The organism is Rhodanobacter sp. UC4437_H4 (assembly GCF_052978425.1).
In genome coordinates, this window is record NZ_CM129673.1 from 931,380 (window position 1) to 952,672 (window position 21,293).

General features: G+C 67.3%; 16 protein-coding genes. 8 read left to right on the forward strand and 8 right to left on the reverse strand.

Annotated elements, in window-relative coordinates; translation table 11 throughout:
- Nucleotides 1-70 precede the first annotated feature (70 nt).
- The 5 genes from ACVCL3_RS04600 to ACVCL3_RS04620 all read right to left on the reverse strand — a co-directional run bounded on the left by ACVCL3_RS04600 (nucleotide 71) and on the right by ACVCL3_RS04620 (nucleotide 7,385).
- Entirely contained in the window at nucleotides 71-1,099 is a 1,029-nt protein-coding gene (locus tag ACVCL3_RS04600) for an SPOR domain-containing protein (protein WP_447100553.1), read from the reverse strand.
- Between the two features lie 76 nt (nucleotides 1,100-1,175).
- Entirely contained in the window at nucleotides 1,176-2,450 is a 1,275-nt protein-coding gene (folC, locus tag ACVCL3_RS04605; protein ID WP_447100554.1) for a bifunctional tetrahydrofolate synthase/dihydrofolate synthase, read from the reverse strand.
- Between the two features lie 90 nt (nucleotides 2,451-2,540).
- Nucleotides 2,541-5,072: a heavy metal translocating P-type ATPase gene (locus ACVCL3_RS04610; protein ID WP_447100555.1), complete on the reverse strand. Its 2,532-nt coding sequence runs from the start codon at nucleotides 5,070-5,072 to the stop codon at nucleotides 2,541-2,543.
- The gene (locus ACVCL3_RS04615) at nucleotides 5,069-5,494 is read right to left on the reverse strand and encodes a heavy metal-responsive transcriptional regulator (RefSeq protein WP_447100556.1); all 426 of its coding nucleotides are present in this window, start codon (nucleotides 5,492-5,494) and stop codon (nucleotides 5,069-5,071) included. The genes ACVCL3_RS04610 and ACVCL3_RS04615 overlap by 4 nt, the downstream gene beginning before the upstream one ends.
- A gap of 82 nt (nucleotides 5,495-5,576) precedes the next feature.
- Entirely contained in the window at nucleotides 5,577-7,385 is a 1,809-nt protein-coding gene (locus tag ACVCL3_RS04620) for an FAD-binding protein (protein ID WP_447100557.1), read from the reverse strand.
- Nucleotides 7,386-7,529: 144 nt separating this feature from the next.
- Between ACVCL3_RS04620 and ACVCL3_RS04625 the strand changes: the two genes are divergently transcribed.
- From ACVCL3_RS04625 to ACVCL3_RS04635, 3 genes are all read left to right on the forward strand, one after another.
- On the forward strand, nucleotides 7,530-8,381 hold the full coding sequence (locus tag ACVCL3_RS04625; RefSeq protein WP_395117649.1) for a LytTR family DNA-binding domain-containing protein: 852 nt from the start codon (nucleotides 7,530-7,532) through the stop codon (nucleotides 8,379-8,381).
- Nucleotides 8,382-8,451: 70 nt separating this feature from the next.
- Complete coding sequence (locus ACVCL3_RS04630; protein WP_447100558.1) at nucleotides 8,452-10,680, forward strand: penicillin acylase family protein; 2,229 nt, start codon at nucleotides 8,452-8,454, stop codon at nucleotides 10,678-10,680.
- 120 nt (nucleotides 10,681-10,800) lie between these two features.
- Entirely contained in the window at nucleotides 10,801-12,924 is a 2,124-nt protein-coding gene (locus ACVCL3_RS04635) for an AsmA family protein (protein ID WP_447100559.1), read from the forward strand.
- 53 nt (nucleotides 12,925-12,977) lie between these two features.
- On the opposite strand, the gene ACVCL3_RS04640 is transcribed toward ACVCL3_RS04635, so the two are convergent.
- Nucleotides 12,978-13,763, reverse strand: a complete 786-nt coding sequence (locus tag ACVCL3_RS04640; protein WP_447100560.1) for a DUF4349 domain-containing protein — start codon at nucleotides 13,761-13,763, stop codon at nucleotides 12,978-12,980.
- A gap of 214 nt (nucleotides 13,764-13,977) precedes the next feature.
- Between ACVCL3_RS04640 and ACVCL3_RS04645 the strand changes: the two genes are divergently transcribed.
- From ACVCL3_RS04645 to ACVCL3_RS04665, 5 genes are all read left to right on the forward strand, one after another.
- Complete coding sequence (locus tag ACVCL3_RS04645; protein WP_447100561.1) at nucleotides 13,978-14,907, forward strand: DMT family transporter; 930 nt, start codon at nucleotides 13,978-13,980, stop codon at nucleotides 14,905-14,907.
- Nucleotides 14,908-14,966: 59 nt separating this feature from the next.
- Nucleotides 14,967-16,037 carry an EamA family transporter gene (locus ACVCL3_RS04650; RefSeq protein ID WP_447099184.1) on the forward strand — a complete coding sequence of 357 codons (1,071 nt, stop codon included), beginning with the start codon at nucleotides 14,967-14,969 and terminating at the stop codon, nucleotides 16,035-16,037.
- Nucleotides 16,038-16,256: 219 nt separating this feature from the next.
- Nucleotides 16,257-18,236: an FTR1 family protein gene (locus ACVCL3_RS04655; RefSeq protein ID WP_447099185.1), complete on the forward strand. Its 1,980-nt coding sequence runs from the start codon at nucleotides 16,257-16,259 to the stop codon at nucleotides 18,234-18,236.
- Between the two features lie 12 nt (nucleotides 18,237-18,248).
- Complete coding sequence (locus ACVCL3_RS04660) at nucleotides 18,249-18,872, forward strand: cation transporter (protein ID WP_447099186.1); 624 nt, start codon at nucleotides 18,249-18,251, stop codon at nucleotides 18,870-18,872.
- Nucleotides 18,869-19,438, forward strand: a complete 570-nt coding sequence (locus tag ACVCL3_RS04665; RefSeq protein ID WP_447099187.1) for a phosphatase PAP2 family protein — start codon at nucleotides 18,869-18,871, stop codon at nucleotides 19,436-19,438. Before ACVCL3_RS04660 ends, ACVCL3_RS04665 begins: the two co-directional genes overlap by 4 nt.
- A gap of 207 nt (nucleotides 19,439-19,645) precedes the next feature.
- On the opposite strand, the gene ACVCL3_RS04670 is transcribed toward ACVCL3_RS04665, so the two are convergent.
- Together ACVCL3_RS04670 and ACVCL3_RS04675 are read right to left on the reverse strand one after the other, a co-directional pair.
- A complete protein-coding gene (locus tag ACVCL3_RS04670) occupies nucleotides 19,646-20,551 on the reverse strand; it encodes a cation diffusion facilitator family transporter (protein WP_447099188.1) in 906 nt (301 codons plus the stop codon).
- Complete coding sequence (locus ACVCL3_RS04675) at nucleotides 20,551-21,171, reverse strand: cation transporter (RefSeq protein WP_447099189.1); 621 nt, start codon at nucleotides 21,169-21,171, stop codon at nucleotides 20,551-20,553. Before ACVCL3_RS04675 ends, ACVCL3_RS04670 begins: the two co-directional genes overlap by 1 nt.
- Between the last annotated feature and the right edge of the window lie 122 nt (nucleotides 21,172-21,293).

A 21,293-nucleotide genomic window follows, 5' to 3' on the forward strand; every position in this document is an offset into this window, starting at 1 on the left:
CGCGCGGACGCCGCGCCCGGCATATGACTGCGTCGCCGGCGTACCTTCATCACCGCGGCCGCGGTGTCGTTCAGGGCACCGAAACGACATTGCCGTCGATGCCCAGCTTGGCCTTGATCTGGTCGTGCACGCGCTGGGCATCGGCACGCTGGGTCTGCGGGCCGGCGCGCACGCGCCACAGGGTACGGCCACCGGACTGCACCGAGTCGACGAAACCGTCGAAGCCGGCCGCGCGCAACTTGTCGCGCAAGGCGGTCGCGTCGGCCTGGCTGCTCACCGCCGCCAGTTGCACCGCCCAGCCGCCGGCCCTGGCGGCATGGGTGGCCGTCGGCGTGGTGCTCGTGGACGTCCCCGCGGCATCGCCGTCCTGCTCCACCTTGGCCGGCACGCCGGGAATCGCCTGGGTGATCTTCAGGCGCGCCGCCTCGGCGGCCGTGCGCGTTTCGAATGGACCGGCGGTGACCAGCGTGCGCGACTGCCCGGCCCGCGTGATCACGCGGCCCGATACCGGGTAGCCCAATGCGCGCACCCGGCTCTGCAACTTTGCCGCGCCACTGGCGCTGGCGTAGGCGCTGAGGTTGATCGTGTAGCTGCCGTGTGCCGCAGCCGCCGCGACCGGTGCCAGCGCGGGTGCGGGCGTCGGCTCGGCCGGTTTGGCCGCCGGCCGGGTCGGCTCGCTGGCCGGCGCGGGTTTCGCTGCGACCGTGGCTTTCGGCATCGGCGCGGCACCCGTGTCGCGCTGCGGGATCACCGGTTGCGCCGGCGAGGTGCCGCTGCCAGTCGTCACCGTGGTCGGCGCGGGCGTCCGGCCTGCCTGGGGGTCGAGTTCCACGTCGCGCGGGCGGTTCGAGTCGATGGTGACCGTGGCGATGCGGTCGCCCGACGCCGCGGCGGGCGCCGCGCCGGCCGGCACGCTGGCGGCGGCGGACGGGTCGAGGCTCATCGTCCTGGTTTGCAGGTCGCGGTCGGGCGCAGGCGGAATGGCCAGGCTCACCGAGCGGTCACCGCCGGGGGTGGGCGGGCTGTCGGTGAAGAACATCGGCACAAAGATGACCGCCAACGCTATCAGGACGGCAGCTCCCAGCAGGCGTGTTTTCAAGTTTTCGCTCCCAGGCGGCGAACGCGATGCGCAATATGGCGATTATACCTGCCGGCGCCCGGCGCCATGCGGCGGCTCACGGCGCATGTTCAGCCATCACCGCGCTGGCGACGAAAAACGAGCCGAACGCCAGGATGCAGTCGCCCGGCTGCGTGGCCTGGCGTGCCGCAGCCAGTGCGGCAGCCACGTCGGGATGGGCGTCGAACGATGCTTGCGGCAAGGTGGCTTTCAGCTTCTCGGACAGCGCCGCCACGTCCATGCCACGCGGCGAAACCTGCTCCAGCCCGGCCAGATGCCAGTGCGCGATGCGCGCACCCAGCGCGCCGATCACCCCGGCCACGTCCTTGTCGGCCAGCGCACCATAGACGGCATGCACTGCGCCGTGCGCCGATGCGTCCAGCCACTCGGCCAGCGCCCGCGCGGCCTGCGGATTGTGGCCCACGTCGACGAACACCGGCGGCTCGCCGCCCAGCGCCTGCAGTCGCGCCGCGATCCGCACGTCGTGCAGGCCGGCGCTGGCCGCGGCGAACAGGGTGCTGGGCGAGAACGCCTCGTCGCCCAACGCATGCAACGCAGCGATCGCGGCGGCGGCGTTGGCGTGCTGCACCGGCGCGGCGAGATAGGGATCGGGCAACTCCATCGCACTGCCGTCGCGATGGCGCCAGCGCCAGCCGTCCTCGTGGCGCTCCACGCTGAAATCGATGCCGGCGCGCTCGACCTGCGCGCCACGTTCGGCCAGCGCTGCAAGCAGGCCATCGGGCGGATCGAGCTGGCCCACGATCGCCGGCCGACCGCGGCGCGCGATGCCGGCCTTCTCGCGGCCGATGCTGTCGCGGTCGGGGCCCAGCCACTCCATGTGGTCCAGATCCACGGTGGTGATCACGGCCACGTCCGCATCGATGATGTTGACCGCGTCGAGCCGGCCGCCCAGCCCCACCTCGAGCACCGCCACGTCGACACCGGCGCGGGCGAACAAGTCCACCGCCGCCAGCGCGCCGAACTCGAAATAGGTCAGCGGAATCTCCGCGCGCGCCGCCTCGATGCGTTCGAACGACTCGATCAGCGCGGCATCGGTGACCGGCACGCCGTCGATGCCGATGCGCTCGTTGTAGGCCAGCAGATGCGGCGAGGTGAAGGCGCCGACGTGCCAACCGGCAGCCTTCAGCATCGCCTCCAGCAGCGCCACGGTCGAACCCTTGCCGTTGGTGCCGGCCACGGTGATCACCCGCGGCGCCGGCCGTGGCGCGCCCATGCGCTGCCATACCTCGCGCACGCGATCGAGCCCCAGTTCGATGGTGTGCAGGTTGACGCGATCCTGATAGCTCAACCACTCGGCGAGGGTGCGGGGCATGAACGGGTTACTCGATGAACAGGCGAAGGGGTCGCCCATTGTCGCCGAACCCGGCGCAGGAACGCACCGATCAGACAGCCGGCACTGCCCTCACAATCCCGCGCCACGCAACCGCAGCGCGTTGCTCACCACCGACACCGAACTCAGGCTCATCGCCAGCGCGGCGATCATCGGCGACAAGGTGATGCCGAACCACGGATACAGCACGCCGGCCGCCAACGGCACGCCGACGGTGTTGTAGACGAAGGCGAAGAACAGGTTCTGGTGGATGTTGCGCACGGTGGCTTGCGACAGCCGGCGCGCGCGCACGATGGCGCCGAGTTCGCCCTTCACCAGCGTTATCTGCGCGCTCTCCATCGCCACGTCGGTGCCGCTGCCCATCGCGATGCCGACATCGGACGCGGCCAGTGCCGGTGCGTCGTTGATGCCGTCGCCGGCCATCGCCACGCGACGGCCTTCGGCGTGCAACGCGTTGACCACGGCGGCCTTGTCGGCGGGCGAAACGTCGGCATGCACCTCGTCGATGCCCAGCGTGCGCGCCACCGACTGCGCGGTGGTGGCGTTGTCGCCGGTGAGCATCACGATGCGCAGCCCGGCCGCGTGCAGCGCGTGGATGGCAGCGGGGGTGTCAGGCTTGATGCGGTCGGCTACCGCCAGCAACGCGGCGAGGGTGCCGTCGACGGCAAGGAACATTACCGTGGCGCCGTGCTGACGCAGTCGTTCCGCGCGGGCATTGGCGTCGGCGCTGATGGCGGCGCGCGACTCGTCCATCAGCCTGGCATTGCCCAGCGCCACCCTGCGGCCATCCACCGTCGCGCTGACGCCGCGGCCGGTCAGCGAGCGGAACTCCGTGGCCGCCGGTGCCGCCACGCCTTCGGCCTCGGCGGCAGTGACGATCGCGCGGGCCAGCGGATGCTCGCTCGGCCGCTCCAGTGCGGCGGCCAGCGCCAGCAGGTGTTCGCGCGGCTGGTTGCCGAGGACCACCAGTTCGGTCAGTGCCGGCTTGCCTTCGGTCAGCGTGCCGGTCTTGTCCACCACCAGGGTGTCGATGCCGCGCAGGGTTTCGATCGCGCCGGCGTCCCTGAACAGCACGCCGTGCTGCGCACCGCGCCCGCTGGCGACCATGATCGAGATCGGCGTGGCCAGGCCCAACGCGCACGGACAGGCGATGATCAGCACCGACACCGCCGCGATCAGTGCATGCGTGAGGCGCGGGTCCGGCCCCACCATCGCCCACGCGGCGAACGCCAGCACGGCCACCACGACCACCGCCGGCACGAACCACGCCGCCACCTTGTCGGCCACGCGCTGCAGCGGCGCGCGGCTGCGCTGGGCGGCCGCCACGAGAGCCACGATCTGCGCCAGCATCGTCTCGCCGCCGACCTTCTGCGCGCGCATGGTCAGCGCGCCATCCTGGTTCACGGTGCCGCCGGTGAGCGCATCATCCTTCGCCTTGGCCAGCGGCATCGGCTCGCCGGTGAGCATCGATTCGTCGACATGGCTCTCGCCCTCGATCACCACGCCATCGACCGGCACCTTCTCGCCGGGGCGCACGCGCAGCACGTCGCCGGCCTGCACTTGCTCCAGCGGGACGTCGGCCTCGCTGCCATCGGCGGCAATCCGCCGCGCGGTTTTCGGCGCCAGCCCCAGCAGCGCCTTGAGCGCCGCGCCGGTGCGCCGCCGCGCGCGCAGCTCCAGGAAATCGCCCAGCGTGACGAGGGTGACGATCACCGCCGCCGATTCGAAATACACCGCAACACGACCATGCGCATCGCGGAACCCCGCCGGGAAAATCCCCGGCAGCAGGAACGCCACCGCGCTGTACAACCATGCCACGCCGGTGCCCAACGCGATCAGCGTGTACATGTTCGGCGACCACGGTTTCAGCGAGCGCCAGCCGCGCGCGAAGAACGGCGCGCCGCCCCACAGCACCACGACGCTGGCCAGCACCGCCTCGACCCACGCGGCCACGCGATCCCACGGCGCGGGCAGATGCCAGCCAAACAGATGCGGCCCCATCGCCAGCGCAAACACCGGGAGGGTCAGCGCCACCAGCCACCGGAAACGCCGCGTCATCGCCAGCAGCTCGCCGCCGTCGTCCTCGTCCAGCGAGGGCATCATCGGCTCCAGCGCCATGCCGCATTTCGGGCAAGAGCCGGGGCCGACCTGCTGCACTTCCGGGTGCATCGGGCAGGTGTAGATCGCGCCCGCAGGCGCGGCCGGCGCGGGTTTGCGTTCGCCCAGGTACGCGGCCGGGTCGGCCACGAACTTCTCGCGGCAGCGCGCGGAGCAGAAGTGATACGGATGGCCGTCGTGGTCGGCGCGGTGCTTCGCGGTGTGCGGGTCCACGCTCATGCCGCAGACCGGGTCCTTCGCCAGGTGTGCGCCATGCGCAGCCCCGTGTGAGGCGTGGTCATGATGGTGCGCCGCAGGCTGGGCCAAGTAACGCGCCGGTTCCGCCTCGAACCTGGCCTTGCAGCCGCCGCAGCAGAAATGGAAGGCCTGCCCGTCGTGCATCGACTGATGTTTCGACGTGGCCGGATCGACCGTCATGCCGCAAACCGGGTCAATCACCGCCGAAGGCATGTCGTCGCCGCCGTGGCAGCAGGCATGCGCGTTCATGGCGACACCTCCTCACCGCTGAGCGCGCGCAGGATCGGGCATTGCTCCGGCTTGCCGTGCCCCGGGCACGACGCCACCAGCTCCGCCAGGCCGTCGCGCACACGCTGCAGCTCGACGATGCGCTGCTCGATCGCCGCCAGCCGCTTCTGCGCGCGCTGTTTCACCGCTTTCACCCCGCGCTGGCGATCTGCCGACAGCGCGAGCAGTTCGCGGATCTCTTCCAGCGTGAAGCCCAGATCCTTGGCACGGCGGATGAAACGCAGCTGCGTGATCGTGCCCTCGCCGTAACTGCGATAGCCGGAGGCACGCCGCTGCGGCTCGGGCAACAACCCTTCGCGCTCGTAATAACGGATCGTGTCGATCGCCACGCCGACGCGCCTGGCGACGGCACCGATGGTCAGGGAGGAGGCTTGCGTGTTCATGGGCATAGTCTAGACCTTGGATCAAGGTCTAGAGTCAAACCCCATCGCCGCTTGTCCGTTCACACGCCATGGCACGACCCGATCACGCTGGCGGGACGAACCCCTCGCCGCTCCAACCCTCGCTGCCCACGCCGTGGTGGACGAAGAACAGGCCGTCGGGATCGTAGCGGCGCTTCACGGCGAGCAGCTTCGGGTAGTGGGTGCCCCAGAACGCGGCCTGCCAGTCGCGCTGGAAGTAATCGCTCTCGGAGACGTAGGCACCCGCGTTCGGCGCGACCTTGCGCAGGGCGGCCATCGCCGTGCCGATGCTGGCGGCGGCGCGCTGCGCCTTCGCCAGATCCGGTTTCGGCATGCCCGGAAAGGCCGGTGCACCGCCCCCGGCGATGATCGCCAGCGCAAACGCATCGAGCACCTGCGGGTTGGTCGCGGTGTCTCTCGCTGCGGCGATTTCCGTCGCGGGCGCGCCGGCCAGTCCCTTGTTGAAATGCAGGCCCACGCTCCATTCGCGCGCGGCGTCGAACAGCGCATCGACCAGTGCACCCTGGCGATCCTCGTGCAGCAGCGTGGCCGGCAACCACGCCGACTGGTAGGCGTGCAGGAACCAGGCCGCCTCCCCCACATTGGTCGCCCAGTAGGCATGGTGCTTCGGCGCGCCGGGCCGGTTGTCCGTCACCATCACGCCGGGCGCATTCTGGCGCATGAAATCCACGTCCCACATGTGCTGCGCCGGCATCGCGAAGATCTTCATCGGATCGGCGTAGCGATATTCCGCGCGCGCCTTCACCCAGTCGAGAAACGGCGCCCAGACCTTTTCCATCTGCGCCTGATCCAGCCCGTGGCACAGCATGCTCAGTTCCAGCTTGCGGCCGCTGAAGCCCATCTGCTCGCCCCAGTGCGGATTGAACAGGTCGCTGCGATAGAACGCGATCGCCCGCGCGATCAGCGCGCGATAGGCGGCATCGGTGGTGGCCTCGATCGTGCCGAACACGCCACCGAAGAACGCCGGCAGCTCGCGCGTGCGCAGGGTCAGGCGCGTGACCACGCCAAGGCTGCCGCCGCCGCCACCCTTGAGGCCCCAGTACAGATCCGGATTCGTGCAGGCGTTGGCGATGCGCACCTGGCCGTCGGCGGTGACGACTTCGGCTTCCAGCAGGCCCGCCGCCGCGGTGCCGTAATGCTTGGAGAAGCTGCCGAAGCCGCCGCTCTGCACCAGCCCGGCCACGCCCACCGTGGTGCAGCCGCCGCCCTGCACGTAGCGGCCGCCCCTGGTGGTTACCGCGTCGTAGGCGTCGATCCACATCGCGCCGGCGCCGATGCTCACCGCCGGCTGTGCGGCCTGCTTGCCCGCGCAGCCGTGGCCGACGAAGGCATCGTGCAGGGTCACGTCGTGCATGTGCCGCGTCCACACCAGCAGGGAGTCGGGCGCGTTCGAGGTGCCCTGGTAGCTGTGGCCGCCGCCTTTCACGACGAGCCGCAGATGATGCCGACGGGCAAAGTTCACCGCGGCGACCACGTCGGCCGTGCTCTCGGCGGCCACGGCGTACGTGCTGGGCTGCGAGGCCCAGGCATCCAGCCAGCCGCTGGTCTGGGTCAGCGCGGGGTTGTCGCCGACGTAGAACGGATTCTTGATCTGCGCCAGCGCCTCGGCCCGGGCAGCGGCAGTCGCCCCCGGCGCGAATGGCGATTGCAGTTTCAGCAGGCGTCCGCCGACCTGCTGTCTCAGCGTTTCCCAGGCGTCGGCGTCGGGCCACGCCGGATCGCCCGGCCGCACCCGGCGCAGCAATCGGGAAAGATGGTTGCGGGTACCGGCCAGCGCCCGGGCGACCGGCGACAGCGCCAAGGGCAGGAGCGATGCGGCGACAGCGGCCTTGAGCAGATCGCGGCGGTTCATGGGCGTTCCGATGGTGGGGTCGAGGGCTCCATCTTGCAGCGCCTCCGGCCGCGCTGTCGCCCGCCAGGTGACGGATCGACCCGTCACGGGGACGGACGGCAGGGCTGCGGGGACGGGTCGCGGGGCTTTGCGTAGAATCGCCGGATGAACGAACGCCCCGGCCTCAGCTTCGACGATTTCCAGCGCTGGCGGCGACCCATCGAAGTCGGCTTCTGGGTGGCCCTGGTCATCCTCAACGCCGGATTCAATGCGCTGGTTGCGCTGACCGACCATCCCGACGTGGACACGTGGAAACCCTGGGTGTGGGAGTTCAGCAGCGCCCTCCTGATCCTGGCGCTGATCCCGTTCGTGATCGCGCTGGAACGCCGTTGGCCGTTCCGCGTCGATACCTGGCGGCACAGCCTGCCGCGCCACCTGCTGGCCACGGTCCCGTTCAGCCTCATCCATGTCACCGGCATGGTGGCGCTGCGTCGGCTCTGTTACGCGCTGGTCGGTTCCCACGACCAGTTCGGCGCGCACTACGGCTACGAGTATCTGAAGGACATCCGCACCTATTTCGTCATCATCGCGCTGCTGTGCCTGTCGCGCCTGTGGCTGATCCGCTGGCAGGGCGAGGCGCGCTTGCTGGCCGCCCCCGACGAGGGACAGCCGGCCGAACCGGTCGAGCGGCCCGAACGCTTCCTGGTGCGCAAGCTGGGGCGGGAATTCCTGCTCAATGCCAGCGAGGTCGAATGGCTGCAGGCCTCGGGCAATTACGTGAACCTGCATGTGCACGGTCGCGACTACCCGCTGCGCAGCACCATGGCGGCGATCGAGGAGCGGCTGGACCCGGCGCGTTTCGTGCGCGTGCACCGCGGCTATTTCGTCAACCTCGACTACCTCGCCCAGATCGAGCCCTTGGATACCGGCGACGCCCGCCTGACCATGCGTGACGGTGCCACCATCCCCTGCAGCCGACGCCACCGTGCTGCCTTGCGCGAGCGTTTCGGCGGCTGAGCGGGCGACAGCGCGGTGCGGGCGGAATGGGCTACGCTGGGCAGACCGGTCGGTCATCAAGGGGCAACAGATGAATACACGCATCCTCGGCGGCATCGCGCGGGCGCACAGGGCGTCGACCGTGCTGGTCATCGCCGCACTGCTGGCATGGAGCCTGCTGCAAACCGCCACCGCGGCTACCCCGGAGCAGTCGCGCTGGGAGCGCCAGGCGCAGGCGGCGACGATCACCCGCGACGACTGGGGCATCGCCCACGTGCACGGCAAGACCGATGCGGACGCGGTGTTCGGCATGGCCTACGCCCAGGCCGAGGACGACTTCAACCGGGTCGAGACCAACTACCTGATCGCGCTGGGCCGGCTGGCCGAGGCGAAGGACGCCGACGACTCTGCGCTGTGGCAGGACCTGCGCCAGCGCCTGTTCATCGATCCGGCCGAGTTGAAGAAGCTGTACGCGCAAAGCCCGCGTTGGCTGCGCCAGCTGATGGACAGCTGGGCCGACGGGCTCAACTACTACCTCGCCACTCATCCCGACGTGCACCCGCGCGTGCTCACCCGTTTCGAGCCGTGGATGGCGCTGTCGTTCACCGAAGGCAGCATCGGCGGCGACATCGAGCGGGTGGAGCTGGCACCGCTGAAGGCGTTCTACGGCAGTCCCGACGACGCGCCGCTGGCGCAGGTGCACACGCAGCCCAGCTGGATCGAACCTACCGGCTCCAACGGCATCGCGATCGCGCCCAAGCTCACCGCCGACGGCCACGCGCTGCTGCTGATCAACCCGCACACCTCGTTCTTCTTCCGCTCCGAACTGCAGATGTCCAGCGACGAGGGGCTGAATGCCTACGGCGCGGTGACCTGGGGCCAGTTCTTCATCTACCAGGGCTTCAACCCGCACGTGGGCTGGATGCATACCTCGACCGGCGTCGACGTGGTCGACGAGTTCGCCGAGACCATCGTGCACCGGGACGGCAAGCTGTTCTACCGCTACGGCAAGGAACTGCGGCCGGTGACGTCACGCCAGATCACCTTGTCGTATCGCGACAAGAGCGGCGCGCTGGCGCAGCGCACGTTCACCGCGCACTTCACCCATCACGGCCCGATCGTGCGCGAGGCGGACGGCAAGTGGATCGCCGAAGCACTGATGAACAAGCCGATCCCCGCGCTGGAGCAGAGCTGGCTGCGCACCAGGACGCATGATCTCGCCAGCTACATGAAGGTCGCCGAGCTGAAGGCGAACTCGTCCAACAACACCTTGTTTGCCGACGACAAGGGCGAGATCGCCTTCCTGCTGCCGCAATTCGTGCCCAGGCGCGACAACCGCTTCGACTACACCAAACCCGTGGACGGCAGCGATCCGGCCACCGACTGGCAGGGCCTGACGCCGCTGGACCAGCTGCCGCAGGTAGTGAACCCGCCCAACGGCTGGACCTTCAACACCAACAACTGGCCGTACTCCGCCGCCGGCGCGTACAGCCCGAAGCAGGCCGACTACCCGCGCTACATGGATACTTTCGGCGAGAACCCGCGCGGCCTGCATGCCATCCGCCTGCTCACCGGCATCAGGCAGGCCACCCTGCCCTCGCTGATCACCGCCGCGTTCGACTCCTACCTGCCCGCGTTCGCGCGCCAGTTGCCGATCCTGATCGCCGACTACGACGCGCTGCCCGCCGACGATCCCCTGCGCGCGAAACTCGCCGGGCCGATCCAGTTGCTGCGCGACTGGGACTACCGCTGGGGCATCGCCTCGATGCCGACCTCGCTGGCGGTGTTCTGGGGCGATACGCTGTGGGACGAAGTGAGCAAGGCCGACACCGCCGAAGGCCTGTCGATCTACGACCGGATGGCCGCCAAGGCCGGCGCCAAGGCGCGCCTCCATGCGCTGGTCGAAGCCTCCGACCGGCTGACCCAGGACTTCGGCAGCTGGGGCGTGCCGTGGGGCGAGATCAACCGCTTCCAGCGCATCAACGGCGACATCGTGCAGAAATTCGACGACGCCAAGCCCAGCATCCCGGTGCCGTTCACCTCCTCGCGCTGGGGTTCGCTGGCCTCGTTCGGCGCGCATCGCTGGCCGGGTACCAAGCGCTACTACGGCACCGGCGGCAACAGCTTCGTGGCTGCCGTCGAATTCGGGCCGAAGGTGCATGCGCGGGCGATCACCGCCGGCGGCGAAAGCGGGCACCCCGATTCTCCGCACTTCAACGACGAGGCGGAGCGCTACACCACCGGCAACCTGCGCACCGTGTACTTCTGGCCGGAACAATTGAAGGGCCACACCGAACGCAGCTATCACCCCGGCGGGTAAAAGCTGAACGGCAACGACGGTCGAGCACATAACCTTGTCATCGACCTGGTTATGACTTCCGTGGAATGACCTGCGCGTGCGCCAACCCGGTGCGCAGGTCGCGGACCGCGGAGCGAACCCATGAAGCGTGGCACCCAGTCACTGGTGGTGATCGGCAGCGTCGTGCTGGCGTTGCTCGTGGTGGCACTGATCGTGATCGCCACGTTCGACTGGAACCGGCTGCGGCCGTTCATCGGCGACAAGGTCAGCCAGGCGATCGGCCGGCCCTTTTCCATCAACGGCGACCTCACGCTGGACTGGCGCCGGGACCGCAGCCGCAGCGGCCCCGCCGCCTGGGTGCCGTGGCCCGAGTTCACCGCGCGTGACATCCGCATCGCCAATCCCGACTGGGCCGCGCAAACGCCATTCGCACAGCTGGATGCGCTGCGCTTCCGGCTCTCGCCGTGGGCGCTGCTGGTGCATCGCATCGAGGTACCCAGCGTGCAACTGGTGAACCCCAGCATCGACCTGGAGCGCGACAAGGACGGTCGCGCCACCTGGCGCTTCAATCCACCGAAGAAATCCGGGCCGTCGGCATGGCATCTGGACGTGGGCTCGGTCGGTTTCGACCACGGCGTGATCCGGCTGGATGACGCGGTCACGCAGACCAGGCTCAAGGTCGCCGTGAAACCGTTGCAGGCGGCGATTCCCTACGACGACATCGTGGCGCAACAGAGCGCCGACGCCCGCAAGCAGGCGCAGAAGACCACCGGCAAGGCCGCCGCCAAGGCGCCGGAAGTGCCCAGGGACAAATCGGCCAGCGCGACCAGCTACCAGTTCGCCTGGCAAGCCAGCGGCACGTACCAGGGCGGTGCGCTCACCGGCGAAGGCAAGACCGGTGCCGTGCTGGCGTTGCAGGACGCCAGCCGGCCCTTTCCGGTGCAGGCCGACGTGCACATCGGCGACAGCCACATCGCCCTGGTCGGCACGCTGACCGATCCGCTGCAACTGGGCGCGCTCGACCTGCGCCTGTGGTTCTCCGGCAGCAGCATGGCCAAGCTGTACCCGCTGACCGGCATCACCCTGCCCGATACGCCGCCCTACGCCACCGAGGGCCACCTGAGCGCCAGGCTGGGCGAGGGCTCCGGCCGCTATCACTACCAGGACTTCCGCGGCCACGTCGGTGGCAGCGACCTCGCCGGCGACCTGTTGTTCGTCACTGGCGGCGAACGACCGAAACTGAGCGGCAAGCTGCACTCGAACCTGCTGCGCTTCGCCGACCTGGCTCCACTGATCGGCGCGGACTCCGACACCGCCACGGTCGACCGTCCCGACAGCTCGCAGCCGACCGACAAGCTGCTGCCGGTAGCGCCGTTCCGCACCGGGCGCTGGCAAACCATGGACGCCGACGTGGACTTCAGTGCCACCCGCATCGAGCACGGCAAGGCACTGCCGATCGACTCGCTGCACACGCACCTCGTGCTGAGCAACGGCGCGCTCTACCTCGACCTGCTGACCTTCGGCGTGGCCGGCGGCACCGTGCGCAGCAACATCACCCTCGACGGCAGCCGCGCGCCGATGCCCGGCGTGCTGGAGCTGCATGCGCGCCACCTGAAGCTGAAACAGTTGTTCCCGCAGTTCTCGCCGATGCGCACCAGCTTCGGCGAGATCAACGGCGACGCCAACCTCACCGCCGAAGGCAATTCCATCGCCGCCCTGCTCGGCAGCGCCGACGGCGAGCTGAAGCTGCTGATGAACGACGGCGCGATCAGCAAGACGCTGCTGGAAACCGCCGGCCTCAACGTGGGCAACATCATCATCGGCAAGCTGTTCGGCGACAAGACGGTGGAGATCAACTGCGCCGCCACCGACATGGTCGCGAAGCACGGCCTGTTCGACATGCGCCTGTTCGTGTTCGACACCGACGACGCGCTGATCAAGGTGGATGGCACGGTGAATCTCGCCAGCGAGAAACTCGACCTCGACGTGAAACCGCACACCAAGGGCCTGCGCATCCTCTCCCTGCGCTCGCCGCTGTATGTTCGCGGCACGCTCAAGCACCCCGACGTCGGCGTGCAGAAGGGGCCGCTGCTGCTGCGCGGCGCCGGCGCCTTAGCCCTGGGCGCCGTCGCCGCACCGGCGGCCGCACTGATCGCGTTGATCGCGCCCAGCCACGAAAACGAGGACAGCGGCGAGAACACCTGCCGCGCGGTGCTGATGCAACTACGTGGCTCGGGCCAGAAGACTCAATCAAGCGGGAAATGACCATCTGTCGGCGGTTTCACCGCACGACCGTACCGTCCGCCAACCGGCAACGTTCAGTGCAGCTGCCGTCCGGAGCGGGTGAACCGGCGCCATAACCGGCGCCACAGCATCGCCAGCGGGAAGGCCAGAATCAGAAAGGGCAAGCCGTAGCCGAGCAGCCCCAACGCATCGACCACGCCGGCCGCCACCTCGTCGGGCAAGCCGGAAAAGCCGATACCGATACGCCCGCTGCGGGCATCGCTACTGTCGAAATCCAGTTCGAGCCGATTGGTATCCAGCCGGCGCTGCTGATTTGCCCCAGCGGCCTGCAGCGATTGCAGTTGGCTTTCCACCGAGGCCTGCTCGTGGCTGAGCGCGATCAGATCGGCAACGGCCATGTCCTTGCGCGCGGCGAGGTCCGCCAGATGTTGGGCTTGCTTTTCCAGCAAGTCGCGCTGACGCCGGTTGTCGGTGACCACATCGGCGAGATCCTCGGCCCGGGTCTGCCGGTATCCGACCGTGCCGTCTTGAGATGCCAGCTTCGCCATCGGCTCAACGCCATCTGGCACGATTCGCACGACCAGCGATGCCGAGTGCTCATCCTGCCGGATGCGCAGAACGTTGCAGGCACCGAATCGATCCGACTCGCAAGCCTGCCGGGCCGCCGCCAGGCGATCGGCAATTTTCGCTTCCGGCAGTTTGATCCGGAGCGTGTGCTCATAAGCCAGCATCGCCCCGGACTTCGACTGCTCTCCGCTGACCGGTGCTGGCGAGACCTCCTGCTTCTTCGAGCACCCGCAGATCGCCTGCAGCACACCCAGCAGCAACAGCGCCATGCAGACAGAGCGGAAGCTGGACATGCGATTCCCCAAGGCAGTCAGGTCGGGTCAATCTGCCACAGCGGCAGACAAACTCAAACCACGTGGCGTCGAAGCGCGAGCGCACCGTACCGCGGTGCCCCGCGCTTCGTCCCGACACCCAAAGGCATCGCGCACAGGGTGCGCTCCTGCACGGGCACGCGAGTCGTGCCAGGCATGGCGCTAGAATGCCGCGACTTCCCTTGCGCGTACGCCCATGCACCCCGTCAATCAGGCTCGTCTGCAGATTCATTTCTGCGTGTTGCTGTGGGGCTTTACCGCGATCCTGGGCAAGCTGATCACCTTGCAGGCGCTGCCGCTGGTGTGGTGGCGCATGCTGCTGGTAACCGGTGCGCTGCTGATGGTGCCGCGGGTGCGGCGCCAGTTGCGGGCGATGTCATGGCGGCTGATCGGCGCATATGCCGGCATCGGCGTACTGGTGTCGCTGCACTGGCTGACCTTCTATGCCGCGATCAAGCTGTCCAATGCCTCGGTGGGCGCCACCTGCATCGCGCTGGGGCCGGTGTTCCTGGCCTTCATCGAGCCGTGGCTCGCCAAGCGCAAATTCGATCCGCGCGAATTGCTGATCGGCGTGGCGGTAGTGCCGGGCGTGGTGATGGTGGTCGGCGGCGTGCCGGTGGACATGCGCATCGGCATCGCGGTGGGCGTGCTGTCGGCGCTGTTCGTGGCGCTGTTCGGCTCGCTCAACAAGCGCATGGTCGAATCGGGCGATCCGCTGACGGTGACCTTCATCGAGCTGGGCACCGGTACCGCGTTCCTCACCCTGCTGGCGCCGCTGCTGCCGCACCAGGGCGCGCTGTTCGTGCTGCCGAACCTGCACGACGCGCTGCTGCTGCTGGCGCTGGCGTTCGGCTGCACCCTGCTGCCGTTCACGCTGGCGCTGGTGGCATTGCGCCACATGACGGCGTTCGGCACCCAGATGGTGACCAACCTGGAACCGGTCTACGCGATCGTGCTGGCGATCGTGCTGCTCGGCGAGCAGCACGAACTCGATCACTGGTTCTATCTCGGCGTGGCGGTGATCCTCGCTGCAGTGTTCGTGCATCCGCTGCTGCATCGCAAGCAGCGCGTCACCACCCAGCCGGAGCTGCTTGGCACCACCGAAAGCCACAGCATGGTCGACTGAGCGAACCTCGCGCACTACGCTGCCACGGCGCGCCAGCGTTGATTCATCGGGGCGAACACATGACGACCGCCAACCACCAGCACCACCGCGGCATCTTGCAGGCATTGGCCGCGGCAGCCTTGTTCGGCCTCGGCACGCCGCTGGCCAAGCTGCTGCTGGACACGACGCCGCCGCTGCTGCTGGCCGGGCTGCTGTACGCCGGCTCGGGGCTGGGCCTGTCGCTATGGCTGCTGCTGCGCAAGCTGCGCCGCCAGCGCGCCGCTGAGGCACCACTGACGCGACGGGACGCGCCATGGCTCGCCGGCGCGGTGCTGTTCGGCGGCGTGCTCGGTCCGATCCTGCTGATGCTGGGGCTGGCGCAGACGCCCGCGTCCACGGCCTCGCTGTTGCTCAACCTGGAAAGCGTGCTGACCGCCGTGCTCGCCTGGGTGGTGTTTCGCGAGAATGTGGATCGGCGCGTGTTCCTGGGCATGCTGGCGATCGTTGCCGGCAGCGTGCTGCTGTCCTGGCAGCGCCAGGCCGGCAGCGAGGTTCCGTGGGGCGCGCTGGCGATCGCCGGCGCATGCCTGTGCTGGGCGATCGACAACAACCTGACACGCCCCGTCGCCGGCGGCGACCCAGTGCAGATAGCCGCGATCAAGGGCGGCGTGGCCGGAATCATCACACTCACCCTCGCGCTGGTGATGGGCTATCGCTTCCCGGCCATCCTGCCCCTGCTCGCCACCGGAGCGCTCGGCTTCGTCGGCTACGGCCTGAGCCTGGTGCTGTTCGTGCTCGCCCTGCGCGGCCTGGGCACGGCGCGCACCGGCGCGTACTTCTCCACCGCGCCGTTCGTCGGCGCCGGCCTGTCGCTGCTGCTGATCGCCGAACATCCGCCGCTCGCGTTCTGGCTGGCCGGCGCGCTGATGGCGCTCGGCGTGTGGCTGCACGTCAGCGAGCGGCATGCGCACGAGCACGCGCATGAGGCACTGGCGCACAACCACCGCCATTACCACGACGAGCATCACCAGCACGCCCACGACTTCCCGTGGGACGGCAAGGAACCTCATACCCATCCGCACCTGCACGAACCGCTGGTGCACAGCCATCCGCATTATCCGGACATCCATCATCGCCACCGGCATTCCTGAGAACTGCGCGGCCACGCGGTGTGGATCCGACGCCCTGATCACCGAGGGATTCGACGGCGACTTCAATTGCGTCCCGCCGAGCCGCACAAATCTGCTGGATGACCTTAACTTGTGACTGGGCATGCCGCAGCACGGTTGCTGGTGCTGAATCGGCAGACGCTCAGGCTGAGGTGATGTGCTGGCGAATTGCTCAAGGACGAGTACCATCCTTGAATGACAATGAATCGTATTCGCAATATTTTGCGCAGCCTTTTCACGGCGATACTTCTGCTGTTCGGCATGACGGCCTTCCCGGTCACAGCTCAGGACGCGATGACCTCGGTTCCACAGACTTGGCAGATGCTTGATTACCTAGCGACCGATTACGCAGGCGCGGTGAAGAGTGGCGCTGTCATCAGCACATCCGAGTACGCCGAGATGCGGGAGTTCACGGCAACGGCGCGATCGCGCATCACCGCGTTACCACCGACCGTCGCCACACCGGCACTCTTGCAACAGGCGGATGCGCTGGTGGCCTCGGTCGATGCCAAGGCGACACCCGCTCAGGTAGCTACGCAGGCGCATGCGCTGGCCGATGCGCTACTCCAGGCGTACCCGGTGCCGACCGCACCAGAACACGCGCCCGATCTGACCCGCGGGACAACGCTCTATCAAACCCAGTGCGCTGCCTGTCATGGAGCCACCGGACACGGTGATGGGCCCGCTGGCCTGCAGCTGTCGCCCCGGCCGGTGAACTTCACCGATCAGACGCGGGCCGATCAGCGCAGCGCGCTGTCGTTATATGAGGTGATAAGCCAAGGCGTGGAAGGCACGCCGATGGCGAGCTACGCGCAGCAACTGTCCTCAGACGACCGTTGGGCACTGGCATACTACGTGGGCTCGCTGGCTTATACCAAGGAGGCAGTCACTGGCGCCGACACTTGGCAACACGACACCGCCGCACGGGCACAGATCGCCGATCTGAAGGAGCTGTCGCGTGCGCGCGTGGCGCAGTTGACGCCCACGCTCGGCGCGGAGCGTGCTCGGACGATCGTGGGTTATCTGCGGGCTCACCCGGACGTCATCCAGCAAGAAGCCTTGACTGGCATTCCTCTAGCGCGAGCGCGACTGGCGGCGAGTCTGGCGGCTTACCGTGCCGGCGCGGAAACGCAAGCCACCCAACTGGCACTGTCCGCCTACCTCGATGGTGTGGAACCGGTCGAACCGCAACTTAACGCACACGACAGTGCACTGCGCGCTCAGCTCGAAACAGCCATGGGCGCCTATCGCACTGCGCTGTCGAGCAGCGCTTCCATGGCGTCGGTGGTGAAACAGGCAGACGCTGTCGATGATCTATTGGTACGCGCGCAGGAGGTCACTACCGATGCGGCGGGCGACGTTGCCGCTATCTTTCTGGGGGCCTTCACCATCCTGGTTCGCGAGGGCCTGGAAGCCCTGCTGGTCGTGGTCGCGCTGCTCGCTTTTCTGCGCAAGGCCGCGCGACCCGAAGCGCTGCGCTATGTTCATGCGGGCTGGATGCTTGCGCTCGTCGCCGGCGGGATCACTTGGGCGATCGCCAGCTATGCGATTTCCATCAGTGGTGCCGGCCGTGAATTGACCGAAGGACTGTCGTCGCTGTTTGCGGCGTTCGTGTTGCTCGGAGTGGGTCTGTGGATGCACCAGAAAAGTATCGGCGGTCGCTGGCAGGCGTACCTGAAGGAAAAGATGGCGGCTGCGCTCAACCGGCGTTCTGCGTGGTTCCTTTTCGGGCTGGCCTTCATCTCGGTGTACCGCGAGGTGTTCGAGAGCATCCTGTTCTACGCCGCGCTGTGGAACGACGGCCAGGAAGTATGGCTGCTCGGCGGTATCGCGGCCGGCGCGGCCGTGCTGGGGCTGATCGCCTGGGTGCTGCTGCGCACCAGCCGGCGGCTGCCGATCGGCACATTCTTCTCCGCCAGTTCGGCGCTGATCGCCTTGCTCGCCATCGTGCTGACCGGCAAGGGGATCGCCGCCCTGCAGGAGGCCGGCTGGGTCACAGTAAGCGTCGCGCCGGTGCCGCATATCGAACTGCTGGGCATTTATCCGACGTGGCAATCCTTGCTGGCCCAGTTGACGATTCTGGTGCTGCTGGCGGTCGGATTCGCGTTCAATATCCGTCGCGGCCGCCAATCCTCCGCGTCAGCCACCACGACCAGGGAAGTTCTCCCCGATGCAGAATGAAGGCAATAGGGCATGACTGAATGTGGTTGTCACACTGAAGCCAGCAATGAAGCGGAGCGACGCATCCTCCACCTCGCGCTGGTTCTGAATGCCACGATGTTTGTGGTCGGCATTGTCGCGGGTCTGATCGCGCAATCGATGGGGCTGATCGCCGATTCGCTGGACATGCTCGCCGACGCGAGTGCGTACGGCATCGCGCTCGTCGCCTGGCAGCGCAGTACAAGCTTCAAAGCATCGGCCGCTTCCGTGAGCGGCACGTTGCTGCTGATCTTGGGCGCCGGTGTCGTCGCGGGTGTGGTGTGGCGACTCGTTGCGGGCAGTCATCCCGAGGGTGGTTGGATGATGGGCATTGCCCTCATCGCCTTGATCGTGAATGCCACCGTGTTGAGGCTATTGGAACGGTTCCGTCACGGCGAAGTGCATCTGCGCGCCACGTGGCTGTTCACGCGGGTCGACGTCATCGCCAACCTGGCAGTGATCATCTCCGGTGTGCTGGTGCTAGTCCTGCACAGTGCGTTGCCCGACCTGGTCATCGGTGCGGCCATCGCCTGCTACGTGCTCAAAGAGGCTCTAGGCATTCTGCGCGAAGCAAAGGAAGCGCGAGTTGCGGCCAGCGAATCGACCGTCAAGCCATGACCTCTCCGGTGTCAGGGCTTGGTCCGGTGGTGTATGCCGTTGACCTGCGACTGTTCCACGCCATCCATCCGTCCACACGGCCATCGCCCACGATGCTTCATCTGGCACGCGGTCTGGCCAATGGGCCGTTGATGCTGACTGTCGTCCTCCTTGCGGCGATGCTGGTGTTTCCCCGATGGGCAATGCGAGTGCCAGCTCTTAAAGCAGCAGGTGCTGCTGCCATGGCACTGCTCGCGAACCTGGCCATCGGCCTCTTCTGGGATCGAGCACGCCCCTTCGTGGCCGGTGTCGGCCAAGCCTGGGTTTCGCATGCGGCGACAGGCAGCTTTCCCAGCGACCATCTGACCGCGCAGTGGGTCGTCGCCGGCATGCTGTTGCTGGATCGACGCACCCGAGCATGGGGCACCGGGATCGCACTGTTCAGTCTGCCCATGGCATGGGCGCGCATCTACCTGGGCGTGCATTATCCCGGCGATATGCTGGGAGCCCTCGCGATGGGCGGGCTGGCCATGCTGAGTGGTTGGTTGTGGTTGCGTGCCAGCACCCCACCCGTCCAGCGGCGGTGACCATGCAGCCGCACATGCTGTCGTTGCTTTCCACCGTGGCTAGCGTCTGCCCGCGGCACACGCGATCGCTCAGGTCCACCGGCATCGCACGCGCAATGAGCTCGCTGGTTTGGACAAGACGGCGCGGTTCCTGTTGCAGCCACGCCGACGGAGAGTCATCGCGCGGAAGCGGCACCGGCGGGCAGTTTGGCGAAGCGGCTGTGGAGGTCAAACCTTTTGTGGCTCCTCGCACCCATGCCCACACGACGTTGTTTCGACCTGCAGTGTCACGTGATGAATGCCAAAGCGCGCTTCCAGCATCTGCGCCAACCGGAGCCGCAGCGCTTCCGCGTCTGATGCGTCGCCATCCATGATCACATGCGCCGCCATCGCCGAACGCGTGCTGCTCAGCGCCCATACGTGCACATCGTGCAGTGCAGCCACGCCTGGAGTCGCCAACATTTCGTTGCGAACCTCTCCAGTATCGACGCCACGAGGCGCCCCCTCCATCAGGACATTCCCTGCCTCTCGCAGCAGGATCAATGTCCGCGGCAATACCCACAAACCAATCAACACGGCGATAATGGGATCGGCAAGGTAGAAGCCGGTGAACTTGATGATCAACGCGCCGATGATGACGCCTACTGAACCAAGCATGTCGGCCCAAACTTCCAGATAGGCACCTTTCACGTTGAGGCTTTCACCGCTGCCGGCCTTGAGCAATCGCATCGAGATGAGGTTGATCACCAGCCCCAGTACCGCGATCACCAGCATGCCAGTGGAGGCCACCGAAGGCGGTTCGCTGAAGCGCCGCGCCGCCTCCCACAAGATGTAACCGGCGACGAGGAACAGCAAGCCACCGTTGACGAGTGCGCCGATGGCTTCCATGCGCGCGTAACCATAGGTGCGTTTCGCGTCGGGCGGACGTCGAGCCAGGCGCACGGCGGTCAGCGAGATCGTCAGCGCGATCACATCGGTGGCCATGTGTGCCGCATCCGACAACAAGGCCAAGCTGTTGGTAAGCAAACCGCCGATGATCTCGACGACAAGAAACGTACTGGTCAGGCCGAGTGCCCACCACAGCGGCGTCTCGTGCTTGATCTCTGTACCCACATGATCGTGTCCGGCACTCATCATTTGTCTCCGTTCGTGTAGCTGCACCACGCCATGCGGAACACCCGCCATGCCGAGCGTATAAACATCAGCAACAATGCCGATGCAATCAGCAGATCGGGCCAGCCTGCGCCGAAGATGCCGACGCCGGCGGCCGCTGCCAGCACGGCAATACCTTCGAATACGTCATTGCGTGAGCATTCCCAGGCCGAGGCCATGTTGACGTCGCCTTTGCGGTAAGGCAGCAGCAGGCGCAGACATGCGGCATTGGCGACCAGGTTCAGCAAGGCGGCGATACCGATCGCCTCGAAGATCGGCACGCCCGGATGCAGGAGACGCCAGCCAATCTGGATGGCGACTGCAAGCGCCGCACCAAGAATCAGTGCGCCCTTGAATAATGCCACCCGGGCTTTCGCGCGATCACTGGCACCAATAACCGCAAGGCTCAAGAGGTAGGTGAGCGCATCGCCCAGGTTGTCCAGTCCGCCGGACAGCAGCGACGACGAACCGCTGTAGATCGCCGCGGACAGCATCATCACGAAGGTGGCGAGGTTGGTCGCCAGAACGATCATCAACACCCGACGCTGCCGCGCCTGCAACGCGGCAATATCGATGGTGGTGGCACAACACGTATCAGTCATGAGCCGGTAATCCGATGGCTTGGATGCATGCTTCAGGCATTGGAATCTCTCATGGCGGCGGCCACTCTACGCGGCCGCCGCCGTGTTATGAAATGACACCGATACGGCGGCGGGAGTGCTCC

What these genes read in the sequence shown, in the direction of transcription:
- ACVCL3_RS04650 (WP_447099184.1), top strand. Translation starts at nt 14,967, where the DNA reads ATGACGACCGCCAACCACCAGCACCACCGCGGCATCTTGCAGGCATTG.
- ACVCL3_RS04615 (WP_447100556.1), bottom strand. Translation starts at nt 5,494, where the DNA reads ATGAACACGCAAGCCTCCTCCCTGACCATCGGTGCCGTCGCCAGGCGC.
- ACVCL3_RS04620 (WP_447100557.1), bottom strand. Translation starts at nt 7,385, where the DNA reads ATGAACCGCCGCGATCTGCTCAAGGCCGCTGTCGCCGCATCGCTCCTG.
- ACVCL3_RS04610 (WP_447100555.1), bottom strand. Translation starts at nt 5,072, where the DNA reads ATGAACGCGCATGCCTGCTGCCACGGCGGCGACGACATGCCTTCGGCG.
- ACVCL3_RS04635 (WP_447100559.1), top strand. Translation starts at nt 10,801, where the DNA reads ATGAAGCGTGGCACCCAGTCACTGGTGGTGATCGGCAGCGTCGTGCTG.
- ACVCL3_RS04665 (WP_447099187.1), top strand. Translation starts at nt 18,869, where the DNA reads ATGACCTCTCCGGTGTCAGGGCTTGGTCCGGTGGTGTATGCCGTTGAC.
- ACVCL3_RS04645 (WP_447100561.1), top strand. Translation starts at nt 13,978, where the DNA reads ATGCACCCCGTCAATCAGGCTCGTCTGCAGATTCATTTCTGCGTGTTG.
- ACVCL3_RS04640 (WP_447100560.1), bottom strand. Translation starts at nt 13,763, where the DNA reads ATGTCCAGCTTCCGCTCTGTCTGCATGGCGCTGTTGCTGCTGGGTGTG.
- ACVCL3_RS04675 (WP_447099189.1), bottom strand. Translation starts at nt 21,171, where the DNA reads ATGACTGATACGTGTTGTGCCACCACCATCGATATTGCCGCGTTGCAG.
- ACVCL3_RS04655 (WP_447099185.1), top strand. Translation starts at nt 16,257, where the DNA reads ATGAATCGTATTCGCAATATTTTGCGCAGCCTTTTCACGGCGATACTT.
- folC (WP_447100554.1), bottom strand. Translation starts at nt 2,450, where the DNA reads ATGCCCCGCACCCTCGCCGAGTGGTTGAGCTATCAGGATCGCGTCAAC.
- ACVCL3_RS04625 (WP_395117649.1), top strand. Translation starts at nt 7,530, where the DNA reads ATGAACGAACGCCCCGGCCTCAGCTTCGACGATTTCCAGCGCTGGCGG.
- ACVCL3_RS04630 (WP_447100558.1), top strand. Translation starts at nt 8,452, where the DNA reads ATGAATACACGCATCCTCGGCGGCATCGCGCGGGCGCACAGGGCGTCG.
- ACVCL3_RS04670 (WP_447099188.1), bottom strand. Translation starts at nt 20,551, where the DNA reads ATGAGTGCCGGACACGATCATGTGGGTACAGAGATCAAGCACGAGACG.
- ACVCL3_RS04660 (WP_447099186.1), top strand. Translation starts at nt 18,249, where the DNA reads ATGACTGAATGTGGTTGTCACACTGAAGCCAGCAATGAAGCGGAGCGA.